This window comes from Streptomyces sp. NPDC001617, from assembly GCF_053596855.1.
Genome location: NZ_JBSFHA010000061.1, coordinates 1 through 14,092, shown reverse-complemented (window position 1 = coordinate 14,092; position 14,092 = coordinate 1). Strand labels below are relative to the sequence as shown.

The 14,092-nt window shown below is 71.5% G+C and carries 16 protein-coding genes and 1 riboswitch; of the genes, 8 read left to right on the top strand and 8 right to left on the bottom strand.

Annotated features, from left to right (window positions below; genetic code table 11):
• Nucleotides 1–21: 21 nt before the first annotated feature.
• Nucleotides 22–1,530 (top strand): phytoene desaturase family protein, encoded by a 1,509-nt coding sequence (locus ACWC09_RS35480; protein WP_450855076.1) that lies wholly within the window; start codon nt 22–24, stop codon nt 1,528–1,530.
• 42 nt (nt 1,531–1,572) lie between these two features.
• Here ACWC09_RS35480 and ACWC09_RS35475 read toward each other — a convergent pair whose 3' ends face one another.
• From ACWC09_RS35475 to ACWC09_RS35450, 6 genes are all read right to left on the bottom strand, one after another.
• The gene (locus ACWC09_RS35475; RefSeq protein ID WP_450855075.1) at nt 1,573–2,547 is read right to left on the bottom strand and encodes an SCO2102 family sporulation regulator; all 975 of its coding nucleotides are present in this window, start codon (nt 2,545–2,547) and stop codon (nt 1,573–1,575) included.
• 56 nt (nt 2,548–2,603) lie between these two features.
• Complete coding sequence (gene metF, locus ACWC09_RS35470) at nt 2,604–3,527, bottom strand: methylenetetrahydrofolate reductase [NAD(P)H] (RefSeq protein WP_450855074.1); 924 nt, start codon at nt 3,525–3,527, stop codon at nt 2,604–2,606.
• A gap of 148 nt (nt 3,528–3,675) precedes the next feature.
• Entirely contained in the window at nt 3,676–4,335 is a 660-nt protein-coding gene (thiE, locus tag ACWC09_RS35465; protein ID WP_450855073.1) for a thiamine phosphate synthase, read from the bottom strand.
• 167 nt (nt 4,336–4,502) lie between these two features.
• A complete protein-coding gene (locus ACWC09_RS35460) occupies nt 4,503–4,874 on the bottom strand; it encodes an Rv2175c family DNA-binding protein (protein WP_450855071.1) in 372 nt (123 codons plus the stop codon).
• Between the two features lie 67 nt (nt 4,875–4,941).
• On the bottom strand, nt 4,942–6,171 hold the full coding sequence (locus ACWC09_RS35455) for an NAD(P)/FAD-dependent oxidoreductase (protein WP_450855070.1): 1,230 nt from the start codon (nt 6,169–6,171) through the stop codon (nt 4,942–4,944).
• Between the two features lie 32 nt (nt 6,172–6,203).
• Entirely contained in the window at nt 6,204–6,554 is a 351-nt protein-coding gene (locus ACWC09_RS35450) for a hypothetical protein (protein ID WP_450855069.1), read from the bottom strand.
• Nucleotides 6,555–6,607: 53 nt separating this feature from the next.
• Nucleotides 6,608–6,719: riboswitch (TPP riboswitch) on the top strand.
• On the opposite strand from ACWC09_RS35450, the gene thiO reads away from it, so the two are divergent.
• The 6 genes from thiO to ACWC09_RS35420 all read left to right on the top strand — a co-directional run bounded on the left by thiO (nt 6,717) and on the right by ACWC09_RS35420 (nt 12,439).
• The gene (gene thiO / locus ACWC09_RS35445) at nt 6,717–7,871 is read left to right on the top strand and encodes a glycine oxidase ThiO (RefSeq protein ID WP_450855068.1); all 1,155 of its coding nucleotides are present in this window, start codon (nt 6,717–6,719) and stop codon (nt 7,869–7,871) included. (Overlaps the previous riboswitch by 3 nt.)
• On the top strand, nt 7,868–8,068 hold the full coding sequence (thiS, locus tag ACWC09_RS35440) for a sulfur carrier protein ThiS (RefSeq protein WP_450855066.1): 201 nt from the start codon (nt 7,868–7,870) through the stop codon (nt 8,066–8,068). Before thiO ends, thiS begins: the two co-directional genes overlap by 4 nt.
• A 3-nt stretch (nt 8,069–8,071) precedes the next feature.
• Entirely contained in the window at nt 8,072–8,866 is a 795-nt protein-coding gene (locus tag ACWC09_RS35435) for a thiazole synthase (RefSeq protein ID WP_450855064.1), read from the top strand.
• Between the two features lie 118 nt (nt 8,867–8,984).
• On the top strand, nt 8,985–10,919 hold the full coding sequence (gene pknB, locus ACWC09_RS35430) for a Stk1 family PASTA domain-containing Ser/Thr kinase (protein WP_450855063.1): 1,935 nt from the start codon (nt 8,985–8,987) through the stop codon (nt 10,917–10,919).
• A 34-nt stretch (nt 10,920–10,953) separates the two neighbouring features.
• Entirely contained in the window at nt 10,954–11,832 is an 879-nt protein-coding gene (locus ACWC09_RS35425; RefSeq protein ID WP_450855061.1) for a deoxyribonuclease IV, read from the top strand.
• Between the two features lie 76 nt (nt 11,833–11,908).
• Nucleotides 11,909–12,439 (top strand): DUF4396 domain-containing protein, encoded by a 531-nt coding sequence (locus ACWC09_RS35420; RefSeq protein ID WP_450855059.1) that lies wholly within the window; start codon nt 11,909–11,911, stop codon nt 12,437–12,439.
• 3 nt (nt 12,440–12,442) lie between these two features.
• Here the strand turns inward: ACWC09_RS35420 and ACWC09_RS35415 are convergent, their stop codons facing one another.
• On the bottom strand, nt 12,443–13,090 hold the full coding sequence (locus tag ACWC09_RS35415; RefSeq protein WP_450855058.1) for a sulfite oxidase-like oxidoreductase: 648 nt from the start codon (nt 13,088–13,090) through the stop codon (nt 12,443–12,445).
• A gap of 175 nt (nt 13,091–13,265) precedes the next feature.
• On the opposite strand from ACWC09_RS35415, the gene bfr reads away from it, so the two are divergent.
• Nucleotides 13,266–13,745 carry a bacterioferritin gene (gene bfr, locus ACWC09_RS35410; protein WP_450855057.1) on the top strand — a complete coding sequence of 160 codons (480 nt, stop codon included), beginning with the start codon at nt 13,266–13,268 and terminating at the stop codon, nt 13,743–13,745.
• Here bfr and ACWC09_RS35405 read toward each other — a convergent pair.
• Nucleotides 13,742–13,984: a (2Fe-2S)-binding protein gene (locus ACWC09_RS35405; RefSeq protein WP_450855137.1), complete on the bottom strand. Its 243-nt coding sequence runs from the start codon at nt 13,982–13,984 to the stop codon at nt 13,742–13,744. The two genes, bfr and ACWC09_RS35405, sit on opposite strands and share 4 nt — an antisense overlap.
• Between the last annotated feature and the right edge of the window lie 108 nt (nt 13,985–14,092).

The following is a 14,092-nucleotide window of genomic DNA, read 5'->3' as shown; positions in this document are numbered from 1 at the left end:
GCGGTCGATAAAGTCGCCGGCATGGGACGGATTGCGGTGATCGGCGCCGGCATGGGCGCCATGGCGGCTGCCGCCCGGCTGGCCGTCGCGGGCCACCGGGTGACGGTGTACGAGCGTGCGGAGACGTACGGCGGTGCGGTGCGCCGCTTCGAGCGGGACGGGTTCGGCTTCGACACCGGTCCCGGGCTGCTGACCCTGCCCGCGGTCTGGCGCGATCTGTTCCTCAAGACCGGCAAGCAGCCGCTGGAGGAGTGCGTCGGGCTGGTCCAGGTCGACCCGTCCTCGCGGCACGTCTTCGCGGACGGCACGGAGGTGGCACTGCCGAACGCCTCGCGCGCGGGGGTCGTCGCCGCCCTGGAAGCAGCGCTGGGGGCGGGCGCGGGCGAGCGCTGGGGCGACTTCCTGATGCGGGCGCGCGAGGCCTGGGACCGCACCCGCCGGCCGCTGCTGGAGGAGCCGCTGTGGCCCAACTGGTCGGTGCTGGCGGAGCGGGAGCCGTATCCGGCGGTGGCGCACAAGAGGCTGCTGCGGACCCGGAGGGCGGCGACGCTCCACGAGATCGGTGCCTGGGAGCTGCGGGATCCCCGTCTCGCGGCGCTGCTGGACGGGTACGCCCTCGCGCACGGTGTGGACCCCGGCACCGCTCCGGCGAGCGCGGCCGTGCTGCCGTACATGGAGCACGCCTTCGGCACCTGGTATGTGCGAGGTGGCATAAGGGAGTTGGCGCGGGCGGTCCACGAGAGGTGCCTGGCGCGGAAGGTGGAGTTCGTCTTCGGCGCGGAGGTCACCGGGGTCCTGGAAAAGGACGGGCGCGCGGCCGGGGTGGAGCTGGCCGACGGCACGGTGGCGGAGGCGGACACGGTCGTCGGGGCGGGGCCCTGGCGGTTGCGCGGACTCGTGGCGGGCCGGGAGCTGTACGGGTCGAAGGATCTCGCGCCCGACGCCGAGGACCTGCACCCGGGCCGGGTCGTGGTGTGCCTCGCGCTGCGCGGCGCACGGGAGACGGGGGCCGTGCACCGCACGGTGGTGCACGCACCGGAGGCGGGGGAGGAGCTGTCTCTGTTCGGGCCCGGGGCGACACCTGAGCGGCCCACGGTCCGGGTCGACCGCCCGGACGACCCGGCCCTGCGCCCCGACGCCGGGCACGAGTCCATGGTGCTGACGGCGACGACGGCCTCCGGGGCGGCGTACGACTGGGCCGCACCCGGCGCCGCCGACGCCTTCGCCGACCGGATGGTGGCCGCCGCCGAGAGGGCGGTACCGGGGCTGCGTGAGCGGATCCTGTGGCGCGAGGTGCGCACGCCCGTGCACACCGAGCGGGAGACGGGGGCCGAGGGTGGTGCCGTCCCGCCGCCCTCGCTGGCCGGCCCGGAGGGAGCCCTGCACCCGTCCAACACCACCACCCTCCCCGGCCTGTTCACCGTCGGCGGCTGGTCCCACCCCGGCGGCGGGCTCCCCCACGCGGGAATGTCGGGCGCGCTGGTGGCCGGGCTGATCGTGGAGGGGGCGGAGTTCAGGGGGTCTCAGTGAGAAGTCGGCGCTGAGGATCCTCAGAAGCGGTACTGCTGCTCGTCAGAAGCGGTACTGCTGCTCGTCGTACCCGTTCCCTTGGCCTTGACCTTGGCCCTGGCCGTTGTCCTGGTACGGGTACTGCTGCTCCTGCGGGAGTTCGCCGCCGTAGGTCTCGTCGGTGCGCTGCTGCGGGACCCACACCCCGCCCGCCGGGGTCTCGCCGCCGTAGGTGCCGGTGCCGTACTGGCCCTGGGCGTAGCCCTGCTGGTCGTACTGGCCGTAGCTCGCGTCGTAGCCGCCGCCGTAGGTCTGGGTGCCGATGTACGGGTCGGAGTAGGCGGCGTACTGCTGCTGGCCGGTGGTGTCGTAGCCGTACTGCTGCTGGTTGTAGCCGGAGTAGTCGTAGCCGTAGGCCTGGTCGGCGCCCTGGGCGGCGGTCGCGTACTGGTCCTGGGGCTGGCCCGCGCCCGCGTAGGACGGGTCGGCGGCGGCGTTGTACGCGGTGTCGCTGTATATGCCGTACGAGCCGGTGTCGTCGGGCAGGGGCTGCGGCTCGTAGATCGCGGTGGTCTCGGCGGCCGTGGGCTGGCCCGCGTGGGAGGGGGTGAAGACGTCGTCGCGGTCGTAGTCGTCGTCCGCGCCGTAGGACGCGCCCTCCTGGGCGTAGGGCCGCTCGTCGCCGTAACCGGCGTCCTCGAGGTCGGAGACCTCCAGACTCGGGTCCTGGCGGTCCGCCCGGCCGCGGCGGCTCTTGCCGCCCGCGCCGAGGCCCTCGGCCTCGGGACGCTTGACGGCCCATCCCGCCGAGAAGCCGCGGCGGAAGGACAGGGTGACGTACGTCTGGCCGACGGCGAACGCTGCAGCGCCGAGGCCGATGACGATGACCGACGGAATCAGCACACCCAGCACGACGCCCAGGAAGCCGACGAAGGCGAGCAGCCGCCAGCGCAGTCGCGCCTTGTACTGCAACAGCACCTCGCCGAGCAGCCACAGCGCGACAATGCCGAACGCGATGTAGAGGACCGTCCAGCCCATGTACGCCCCTCTCCCAGTCGCCGCTACGCAGTGTGTCGTATATCCGTGCGGCCGGTCTAGGCCTGCGGCGGATGGTGCAGGCCCAGGTTCTCGTAGATTTCCAGCGTCGCCGTGGAGTTGTTGAGCGTGATGAAGTGCAGTCCGGGCACTCCCTCGGCCAGCAGCCGCGCGCAGAACTCCGTGGCGAATTCGATGCCAATGGAGCGTACAGCGGCCGGATCGTCTTGTGCTGTGAGGATCCGCTCTTTCAGGACGGACGGGATCTGCGCGTTGCTGAGCTGCGGCAACCGCTCCAGCATCCGCACGCTGGTGACCGGCATCACCTCGGGGATGACCGGGGTCTCGCACGCGGCGGCGGCCACCCGGTCGCGCAGGCGCAGGTACGACTCCGGCTGGAAGAACATCTGCGTGATGGCGTAGTCGGCGCCGGCCCGGCACTTGTCGACGAAGTGGGCGACGTCCGTGTCCCACTCGTCGGAGCGCGGGTGCATCTCCGGGAAGGCCGCGACGCCGACGCAGAAGTCGCCCGACTCCTTGATGAGGCGGACGAGCTCGGCGGCGTAGGTCAGCCCCTTGGGGTGGGCCACCCAGTCGCCCATGGGGTCGCCGGGCGGGTCGCCGCGCACGGCGAGGATGTTGCGGATACCGGCGTCCGCGTACTGGCCGATGATGTTGCGCAGCTCGGCGATGGAGTGGTTGACCGCGGTGAGGTGGGCGACGGGCGTCAGCGTGGTGTCGGCGACGATCTGCTCGGTCTCCTTGACCGTGCCCGCACGGGTGGAGCCGCCGGCGCCGTACGTCACGGAGACGAAGTCGGGGGCGACCGCCTCGACCCTGCGCAGCGCGCTCCACAGGTTCCGCTCGCCCTTGGGCGTCTTGGGTGCCGAGAACTCGAAAGAGTACGTCGCCTTGCCCGTGGTGAGCATGTCGCGCACGGTACGTGCGCGATCAGTCCTGGTGGATGCGGTTCCTAGGGCCATACCCGCAGGTTAGTCAGGGGCTGGCGGTCCCCCAACCGAACTCTGGAAATTTGCCCGTTTTGTCGAGTTGTTGTCCACCCATCGGACAACCGTGCCCGTTATGCGCTCCCCGGGCCCCTCGCTCCCCGGGCCCCTCTACGCGCCGCAGCTATACGCTCCGCAGCCGCTTCGCGAACTCCGCCGCCGCCGCGCCCGGGTCGGCCGCCCCGGTGATCGCGCGGACGACCACGACCCGGCGGGCGCCGGCCTCCAGTACCTCGTCGAGGTTGCCGAGGTCGATGCCGCCGATGGCGAACCAGGGCAGGCCGGTGCCGAGGTCGGCGGTGAAGCGGACCAGGTCGAGGCCGGGCGCGTGGCGGCCGGGCTTGGTGGGGGTGGGCCAGCAGGGGCCGGTGCAGAAGTAGTCCACGCCCTGCTGGGCGGCGGCCTCGGCGGCCTCCGCCTCCGCGTGCGTGGAGCGGCCTATCAGGACGTCCTCGCCGAGGATCGCGCGGGCCGCGGGGACCGGGAGGTCGCCCTGGCCGAGGTGGAGTACGTCGGCGGCGGCCGCATGGGCGACGTCCGCGCGGTCGTTGACCGCGAGGAGCTTGCCGTGGCGGGCGCAGGCGTCGGCGAAGACCTTCAGGTGCTCCAGCTCCTCGGCCGCCTCCATGCCCTTGTCGCGCAGCTGCACGATGTCGACGCCGCCGGCCAGGACGGCGTCCAGGAACTCCGGCAGGTCGCCCTGGGTCCTGCGGGCGTCCGTGCAGAGGTAGAGCCGGGCGTCGGCGAGCTGGGCGCGAGCGTCGGTGCCGGACGTGACGGGCATGCGGGTCCCCCGTGTCGGTGGTGTACGGGCCGCGGACCGGTGCGGTCGGCCGCGACCGGGCCGTAGTGAACCACAGGCGTGGCTCGGCGGGCCGCAGTGGATCGCGGCCGTGGCAGGTGCCGGCCACGGCCCGTACGCCGGACGGTGTTCGGATCAGGCTGCTGCGATCAGACGGCGAGCGCCTGGGCCCGGCGCTTCACCTCCGTGCCGCGATTCTCGCTGAGGGCCTGCGCGGGGGTGCCGGGCAGGCTCTCGTCGGGGGTGAAGAGCCATTCCAGCATCTCTTCGTCGGAGAAGCCGTCGTCCCGCAGGAGCGTCAGGGTGCCGGTCAGGCCCTTGACGACCTTCTGCTCGGCCCCGTCGATGAAGGCGGCGGGGACGTGCAGCGCGCGGTTCTCACCACGGCGTACGGCGATGAGCTGACCGTCCTTGATCAGCTGCCGTACACGCGTCACGTCGACGCCGAGCAATTCGGCGATGTCGGGGACGGTGAGCCAGGCGGGGACGAGAGCATCGATCTTTGCGTCAATCTCGGTCACAGAACAAAGCCTGCCATCTGCCACCGACAGTCGGAAGCCGGGACCGTCCGACCAGGGTGGTCGTTTCCTAGGCCGTGGCCGCCTTCAACGGCTTCGCCGGGTCCGCCAGCAGTTCGGTGTTCATCGCCGTGCCCGCCTCGATCAGGCGTCGGCCCTGGGCCAGGTCCCGCGGTCGGCCCACCGCCAGCAGGGCGACCAGGCGGTTCTCGCGCAGCCAGCAGACCGACCAGGCGGGTCCGGACGGGTCGCCGCGCCAGACGGTCCGTTCGGCGGACAGGTGGTGGCCGGCGTACTGGACGAAGCGGCCGAACTGCTCCGACCAGAAGTACGGGACCGGGTCGTAGACCGCCGGGGGCTCCCCCGTGGCCTCGCCGATGATGTTCGCGGCGACCGTGCGGGGGCCCTGGAGGGCGTTGTCCCAGTGGTGGACCAGCAGCCGCTCGCCGTACCGGCCGGAGGGGAAGGAGGCGCAGTCGCCGACCGCGTAGACGTCCGGTGCCGAGGTGCGCAGGTGGTCGTCGGCCAGGACCTCCCGGTGCGCCCCGAGCTCGACGCCGGAGCCGGCCAGCCAGGCGGTGGCCGGGCGGGCGCCGATGCCGACCACGACCGCGCCCGCGGGCGCGCGCGTGCCGTCGTCGAGGACGACCGCGCCGGGCTCGACGCGCTCCACGCGCGCGTGCGTCCGCAGCACGACGCCGGCGTCGTCGTACCAGGCGGCCATGGGCGCGGCCACCTCGGCGGGCAGGGCGCCCGCGAGCGGCCGGTCCGCGGCCTCGACGACGGTCACCGCGCAGCCCGCCTCGCGCGCGGCGGTGGCGAACTCGGCGCCGATCCAGCCCGCGCCGACCACCACGATGTCGTGCTGCCGGGCGAGCACGGGCCGCAGCCGCTCGGCGTCGTCCAGGGTGCGCAGCAGATGCACGCCGGGCACGCCCTCGGCGCCCGGCAGCGTGATCGGTTCGGCGCCGGTGGCGAGGACCAGGACGTCGTACGGGACCGGCCCGCCCTCGGTGTCCAGCTCGTGCTCGCCGGGGCGCACGCCCAGCACCTCGCGCCCCAGCCGCAGCTCGATGCCGAGCGCCTCGAAGTCGACGTCGAAGGCGGAACCCTCCGACTTGCCGAGCAGGACGGCCTTGGACAACGGCGGCCGGTCGTACGGCTGGTGGGGCTCGGCGCCGATCAATGTGACGGTGCCCTGGAAGCCCTGTTCGCGCAGGGCGACCGCGGTCTGTACGCCGGCCATGCCCGCGCCGACCACCACCACCCGGCGCTGCGACTGCGTCGTCTGCTCGCTCACCTGATCACCATAGTCAACTGACAATTCGTCAGTCAGGGGTCGTGTTCAGTGACCTGTTCCACAACACTGGTGCCGCTGCCCGGCTGCGACTCCCACTCCCAGGCCTCCTCCAGCCGTACCCGCCCGTCCGGCAGCTCCACGACCGTCGACACGCAGTGTCCCGAGGACGTCGTCCCGTCGTGCTTGAACTGTACGTACCGGAAGTCCAGCCGGTCACCTGCCCGAGTACCCACCAGATGCCCGCGTACGACGTCCCCGCCCGCGTACTCGGCCCAGATCTCGCCGTCCTTCTCGTGGTAGGTGAACCGCGTCCGGGTACCCACCTGACCTGGAGCCTGGTCGGCGACGGGCGCGAGGACGAGGCCGTCCAGCGAGCGGGGCATGGCGGGAGGCTCCCTTACAGAGGCGTCGGCGGTCGGGCTAGGGTGGCCAACGTACAAGCACTCGCGGGAGCCCGGACGCACCGGGCTGAGAGGGAGGCTGGCGGCCTCCGACCGTACGAACCTGATCCGGGTCATGCCGGCGAAGGGAGGGGCTGGACGCCCATGTCGTCACGTACGTCAGACGTCCTCGTCATCGGGGGCGGAATCATCGGCCTGGTCACGGCCTGGCGGGCCGCTCAGCGCGGGTTCGCCACGGCCGTCGTGGACCCCGAGCCGGGCGGTGGGGCCGCCCAGGTGGCCGCCGGCATGCTGGCCGCCGTCACGGAGCTGCACTACGGCGAGCAGACCCTGCTCGGGCTGAACCTCGCCTCGGCCCGCCGCTACCCCGACTTCGCGGCCGAGCTCACCGACGCCACCGGCCACGACCTCGGCTACCGCCGGTGCGGCACCCTCGCCGTCGCCCTGGACGCCGACGACCGCGCCCATCTGCGTGAACTGCACGCGCTGCAACGGCAGTCGGGCCTGGAGTCCGAGTGGTTGTCCGGGCGCGACTGCCGGCGCCTGGAGCCGATGCTCGCGCCGGGCGTGCGCGGGGGGCTCAGAGTCGCCGGCGACCACCAGATCGACCCGCGGCGCCTGGCAGGCGCGCTCGTGGCCGCGTGCGAACGGGCGGGAGTCGTGTTCCACCGCGTGTGGGCCGAGCGCTTTCACGTCGTACGGGACCGGGCCGCCGGCGTCACGACGACCGACGGCGCCGAGCTGGGTGCGGGCCAGGTGGTGCTGGCCGCCGGGAGCCTCAGCGGGCGACTGCCGGGCGTCCCGGACGACGTCCTGCCGCCCGTACGGCCCGTGAAGGGACAGGTGCTGCGGCTGACCGTGCCGAAGCGGCACGCGCCCTTCCTGAGCCGTACCGTGCGCGCTGTGGTCCGTGGCAGCCATGTCTACCTGGTGCCGCGCGAGAACGGCGAGCTGGTGATCGGCGCGACCAGCGAGGAGCTGGGCTGGGACACCACGGTCACCGCGGGCGGGGTCTATGAGCTGCTGCGGGACGCCCACGAGCTGGTCCCCGGCATCACCGAGCTGCCCCTGACGGAGACACGGGCCGGTCTGCGCCCCGGTTCCCCCGACAACGCGCCCCTGCTCGGCCCGACCGAACTGGACGGCCTGCTGCTGGCCACCGGCCACTACCGCAACGGCGTGCTGCTCACTCCCGTCACCGGCGACGCCATGGCGCACGCCCTGGCCACCGGTGAACTCCCGGACGTGGCCCGCCCGTTCACGCCGAAGCGCTTCGGGCGCGTGGAGCAGCCCGCATGAACATCTCCGTCAACGGAGAGTCGCGGGAGTTCGCTCCCGGCACGGCTCTCGACACCGTCGTTCGCACGCTGACCCCGGCCCCGTCCGGAGTGGCCGCCGCCCTGAACGAAACCGTCGTCCCCCGCGCGCAGTGGCCCGCGACGTCCCTCTCCGAGGGGGACCGCGTCGAGGTCCTCACCGCCGTCCAAGGAGGCTGACCCATGGCCGACGACCCCTTTGTCCTCGGCGGCACGTCCTTCGCGTCCCGTCTGATCATGGGCACCGGCGGCGCCCCGAGCCTGGAGGTGCTGGAGCGGGCGCTCGTCGAGTCCGGCACCGAGCTCACGACCGTCGCGATGCGCCGGGTGGACCCGTCGGTGCACGGTTCCGTGCTGTCCGTCCTCGACCGGCTCGGCATCCAGGTGCTCCCGAACACGGCCGGCTGCTTCACCGCCGGCGAGGCCGTCCTCACCGCCCGTCTCGCACGCGAGGCGCTCGGCACCGACCTGGTGAAGCTGGAGGTCATCGCCGACGAGCGCACCCTCCTGCCGGACCCTATCGAGCTGCTGGACGCCGCCGAGACCCTGGTCGACGACGGCTTCACCGTGCTGCCGTACACGAACGACGACCCGGTGCTCGCCCGCAAGCTGGAGGACGTCGGCTGCGCGGCGATCATGCCGCTCGGCTCGCCCATCGGCTCCGGGCTCGGCATCCGCAACCCGCACAACTTCCAGCTGATCACCGAGCACGCGCGCGTACCGGTGATTCTGGACGCGGGCGCCGGCACGGCCTCGGACGCGGCGCTCGCGATGGAGCTCGGGTGCGCGGGTGTGATGCTCGCCTCGGCCGTCACCCGGGCGCAGGAGCCACAGCTGATGGCCGAGGCGATGAGGCACGCGGTGGAGGCGGGCCGACTGGCGTACCGGGCGGGGCGGATTCCGCGCCGCCACTTCGCCGAGGCCTCCTCACCGCACGAGGGGCGCGCGCACCTGGACCCCGAACGCCCCGCGTTCTGAACGCGCGTTCGACAAGACCCTGGTGCCGGTGCGACGTCCGTCACAGCTCGGCTGCAGTACCGCCCCGATCTCACCCGAACCGGCAGCCCTGTCAGTCACGGCTCGTACACTCACCTGCGTGGATACGACCCTTCAGGACCCCCTGGTCGGGCAGGTGCTCGACGGCCGCTATCGCGTGGACGCGCGGATCGCGGTCGGCGGGATGGCCACGGTCTACCGGGCCGTGGACACCCGCCTCGACCGCGTGCTCGCGCTGAAGGTGATGCACCCCGCGCTCGCGGCGGACGGCACCTTCGTCGACCGGTTCATCCGGGAGGCCAAGTCGGTCGCGCGCCTGGCGCACCCGAACGTGGTACAGGTCTTCGACCAGGGCACCGACGGGTCGTACGTCTATCTCGCCATGGAGTACGTCGCCGGGTGCACCCTGCGCGACGTACTGCGCGAGCGCGGGGCGCTGCAGCCGCGCGCCGCCCTGGACATCCTGGAGCCGGTGCTCGCCGCGCTGGGCGCCGCACACCGGGCCGGGTTCGTGCACCGGGACATGAAGCCGGAGAACGTGCTGATAGGGGACGACGGCCGGGTCAAGGTCGCCGACTTCGGGCTCGTGCGCTCCGTGGACACGGTCACCAGCACCACCGGCGCCGTGCTCGGCACCGTCTCCTACCTCGCGCCCGAGCAGATCGAGCAGCCCGGCGCCGCCGACGCCCGCGTCGACGTGTACGCGTGCGGTGTCGTCCTGTACGAGATGCTGACCGGCGACCGCCCGCACGACGGGGACTCCCCCGCCGTGGTGCTCTACAAGCACCTGCACGAGGACGTCCCGCCCCCGTCGGCGGTCGTCCCGGGGCTGCCGTACGAGCTGGACGAGCTGGTCGCGTCGGCCACCGCCCGCACCCCCGACATCCGCCCGTACGACGCGGTGGCGCTGCTCGCGCACGCCCGCGAGGTGCACGCCGCCCTCAGCGCGGACCAGTTGGACGCGGTGCCGCCGCAGGCGATCGCGGCCGACAACCGCACCATCTCCGAGGACCGTACGAGCGTCATCCCGCGCTCCTTGACCGTGCCCCGCCCGCTGCCGGTCAACGAGGACGACGGACCGGCCGGGACGCTGCGCACCAGCCGACTGGAGAGCCCTCCGCCGCTGCCGCCGCGCCGACGTGGCGCGCGTGCCCGGCGCGGACCGCTCGCGATCGTCGTCGCCGTCCTGCTGATCCTCGGCGTGGGCACGGGTGTGTGGTACATCAACTCCGGCCAGTTCACCAAGGTCCCGCCGGTCCTGGCGAAGACCCAGACCCAGGCGAAGAAGCGGTTGGGCGACGCCGGACTCGACCTCGGTACGGTCAAGCACGCCTACAGCGACACGGTCGCGCGGGGCACGGTCATCAGCTCCGACCCCGAGCCCGGCACCCGTATCCGTGACAACGCGCGCGTGTCGATCACCATCTCCGACGGTCCCGAGACCGTGCAGGTGCCCGACGTGGCGGGCCGGACGCTGGCCGAGGCGCGGGCCCGGCTGAAGAAGGACGGGCTCGAACCGGGCATGGTCACCCGGGAGTTCAGCGACGACGTGCCCAAGGGCTCGGTCATATCGACGGACCCGGGGGCGAACACCAAGCGGCACGCGGGCTCGGCGATCGCGCTGACCGTCAGCAAGGGCAGCGCGGTGGACGTCCCTGACGTCACCGGCGAGGACCTGGCGACCGCGAAGTCCGACCTGGAGGGCGCGGGCTTCACGGTGAAGGTGGCCGCCACCCGGATCAACTCCGAGTACGACAAGGGCCAGGTCGCCGCGCAGACCCCGCAGGGCGACAGCCAGGCCGCCGAGGGCGACACGGTGACGCTCACGCTCTCCAAGGGCCCGGTCATGGTCGAGGTCCCGGACGTCACCGGCGACAGCGTGGAAGACGCGCACACGGCACTGGAGGGCGCCGGCTTCAAGGTCGACGAGGACCGCGGCCTGCTCGGGCTCTTCGGCGACACTGTCAAGGGCCAGTCCGTGAAGGGCGGCCGGACGGCGCCCAAGGGGTCGACGATCACGATCAAGATCCGGTGACGGAGCAGGTCGTAGCGCATGACACCCTGAACGGGTGAAGAGCCAGCACCCGTTCCCGTCCCGCAATCCGGTCGGCGGTCATGTCCCGGTGGCCGGCGGGTTGAACTCCGTCGGTCTGACCTACGCCCGTGACCTCGGGGCCGAGACCGTGCAGGTCTTCGTGGCCAACCCGCGCGGCTGGGCCACGCCGGCCGGGAATCCGCGGCAGGACGAGGAGTTCCGGGCGGCGTGCGCGGCCGAGTCGATCCCGGCGTACGTCCATGCGCCGTATCTGATCAACTTCGGCTCGCACACCGAGGCGACCGTCGAGAGGTCGGTGGAGTCGCTGCGCCACTCGCTGCGGCGCGGGCGGGAGATCGGGGCGCTCGGCGTGGTCGTGCACACGGGCAGTGCGACCGGCGGCCGGGAGCGTGCCGTGGCGCTGCAGCAGGTGCGCGAGCACCTGCTGCCACTGCTGGACGAGCTCACCCACGACGACGACCCGTTCCTGCTGCTGGAGTCGACGGCCGGACAGGGCGCCTCGCTGTGCTCGCGGACCTGGGACTTCGGGCCGTACTTCGAGGCGCTGGACGCCCACCCGAAGCTCGGGGTCTGCCTGGACACCTGCCACATCTTCGCGGCAGGCCACGACCTGACCGGCCCGTCCGGCATGCACCAGACCCTCGATCTCCTGGTGGACACGGTCGGCGAGGGCCGGCTGAAGCTGATCCACGCCAACGACTCCAAGGACGTCGTCGGCGCCCACAAGGACCGGCACGAGAACATCGGCTCCGGTCACATCGGCGAGGACCCGTTCCGGGCGCTGATGACCCACCCCGCCACCGAGGGCGTACCGCTGGTCATCGAGACGCCGGGCGGCAAGGAGGGACACGCGGCGGACGTGGAGCGGCTGAAGAAACTGCGGGATTCATAATGCGTTGAGGAATACCCCTAGGGGGTATACGGTTCCTGCTCGGTGCAGGAACCGTTACCTGACGTTGGGGGCACCCATGCAGCACGAGGCGCACGCAGCACACGCTCACCACCACACGGACCACGAGGCCCACCAAGCCCACGAGGGCCACGCACACCACCACCAGCAGACCGGCGCCACCTGGGCCATGGCCGCCCAGGCCACCCTCCACTGCCTCACCGGCTGCGCCATAGGCGAGGTGCTGGGCATGGTGATCGGCACCGCGTTCGGCTGGGGCAACCTCGCGACGACCGTCCTGGCGATCGTCCTGGCCTTCTTCTTCGGCTACTCGCTCACCCTGCGCGGGGTACTGAAGGCCGGCGTCGGCTTTCGCACCGCCTTCCGGGTGGCGCTGGCCGCGGACACCCTGTCCATCGCCGTGATGGAGCTGATCGACAACGGCGTGATCGTGCTGTGGCCGGACGCGATGGACGCCCAGCTCGGCGACCTGCTGTTCTGGGGCTCGCTCGCGATCTCACTGGTGATCGCCTTCGTGGTCACCACCCCGGTCAACAAGTGGATGATCGGCCGCGGCAAGGGCCACGCCGTGGTGCACGAGTACCACTGAGGGTCAGAGCTCGGGGCCCTCACCGGGCCCCTCCTGGTAGGAGTAGCGCTGTTCCTTCCAGGGGTCGCCGATGTTGTGGTAGCCGCGCTCCTCCCAGAAGCCGCGACGGTCGGCGGTCATGTACTCGATGCCACGGACCCATTTGGGGCCCTTCCAGGCGTACAGATGGGGGACGACCAGGCGCAGCGGGAAGCCGTGTTCCGCCGTGAGGAGCTCGCCGTCCTTGTGGGTGGCGAAGAGGGTGCGGTCGGAGGCGAAGTCCGCGAGGCGGAGATTCGAGCTGAAGCCGTACTCCGCCCACACCATCACATGGGTGACGGCGGGCGCGGGCGGGGCGGTCTCCAGGATCGCACGGGCCGGAATACCGCCCCACTCGGCGCCGAGCATGCTGAACTTGGTGACGCAGTGCAGATCGGCGACGACCGAGGTGTACGGCAGCGCGGTGAACTCCTCGTGGGTCCAGCAGTGCTTCTCGCCGTCCGCGGTGGCGCCGAAGACCCTGAACTCCCAGCGCTCCGGGCGGAACTTGGGGACGGGCCCGTAGTGCGTGACCGGCCAGCCGCGCTGTAGCCGCTGACCTGGCGGAAGCTCGGGCTGAGCTGCTCCTCCCGAATCGTGTTCTCCCGATTCACGCTCCACCGGCTGACCCATGACTCCATCCTGACAGACCCGGACCGGTGCGCTTGACCGGCCCCTCCCAAACTCGGGCAAATGCGACTAGGCGTGCACTTACTTACTAAGCGAAGACTTACTGGACGATCTTCGTCGCCAGTGCAATCATGCGGCGCAACCTGCCAGTTCCCCCCGGTCGGAAGGAGCCTCTGCGATGCAGGGCGACCCCGAGGTCATCGAATTCCTCAACGAGCAGCTCACCGGCGAGCTCACCGCGATCAACCAGTACTTCCTGCACGCGAAGATGCAGGAGAACTTCGGCTGGACCAAGCTCGCGAAGTACACCCGCCACGAGTCGTTCGACGAGATGAAGCACGCGGAGGTGCTCACCGACCGGATCCTCTTCCTGGAGGGCCTGCCGAACTACCAGCGCCTCTTCCATGTGCGCGTGGGGCAGACCGTCAAGGAGATGTTCGAGGCCGACCGGCAGATCGAGGTCGAGGCGATCGACCGCCTCAAGCGGGGCATCGAGGTCATGCGCAACAAGGGCGACATCACGTCCGCGAACATCTTCGAGTCGATCCTCGAGGACGAGGAGCACCACATCGACTATCTGGACACCCAGCTGGAGCTGCTGGAGAAGCTCGGTGAGGCCCTGTACATCGCGCAGCTGATCGAGCAGCCCGAGAGCTAGGCGGCTTCCTCGAGGCCCGAGATCCCGGAGAGCACCGGCTTGCCCTGCTCGGCGAGCTCACGGCCCGGGCAGGTGCCCCGCCCCAGCAGGGCCTGAATGCGCCGCACACAGGAACCGCAGTCGGTGCCCGCCTTGGAAGCGGAGGCTATCTGGCGGGGGGTGCAGGCACCGTCCTCCGCATGCTTCTTCACCTGTTGTTCGGTGATACCGAAGCAACTGCAGACGTACACGCGGTTCACCTCCCGACCGAATCGATCTGTCTTGCCGTCCCGATTGATCGGTGAGGCTAACCTAACCTTACCCGGCACGCCGGAGCCGCAAAAGTGGAGTGGGGCGCGGATCGTATG

Bases quoted from the DNA above. Each gene is read 5' to 3' on its own strand.
- ACWC09_RS35480 (WP_450855076.1), top strand. From the start codon at position 22: ATGGGACGGATTGCGGTGATCGGCGCCGGCATGGGCGCCATGGCGGCT.
- ACWC09_RS35475 (WP_450855075.1), bottom strand. From the start codon at position 2,547: ATGGGCTGGACGGTCCTCTACATCGCGTTCGGCATTGTCGCGCTGTGG.
- metF (WP_450855074.1), bottom strand. From the start codon at position 3,527: ATGGCCCTAGGAACCGCATCCACCAGGACTGATCGCGCACGTACCGTG.
- thiE (WP_450855073.1), bottom strand. From the start codon at position 4,335: ATGCCCGTCACGTCCGGCACCGACGCTCGCGCCCAGCTCGCCGACGCC.
- ACWC09_RS35450 (WP_450855069.1), bottom strand. From the start codon at position 6,554: ATGCCCCGCTCGCTGGACGGCCTCGTCCTCGCGCCCGTCGCCGACCAG.
- thiO (WP_450855068.1), top strand. From the start codon at position 6,717: ATGTCGTCACGTACGTCAGACGTCCTCGTCATCGGGGGCGGAATCATC.
- thiS (WP_450855066.1), top strand. From the start codon at position 7,868: ATGAACATCTCCGTCAACGGAGAGTCGCGGGAGTTCGCTCCCGGCACG.
- ACWC09_RS35435 (WP_450855064.1), top strand. From the start codon at position 8,072: ATGGCCGACGACCCCTTTGTCCTCGGCGGCACGTCCTTCGCGTCCCGT.
- ACWC09_RS35420 (WP_450855059.1), top strand. From the start codon at position 11,909: ATGCAGCACGAGGCGCACGCAGCACACGCTCACCACCACACGGACCAC.
- ACWC09_RS35415 (WP_450855058.1), bottom strand. From the start codon at position 13,090: ATGGGTCAGCCGGTGGAGCGTGAATCGGGAGAACACGATTCGGGAGGA.
- bfr (WP_450855057.1), top strand. From the start codon at position 13,266: ATGCAGGGCGACCCCGAGGTCATCGAATTCCTCAACGAGCAGCTCACC.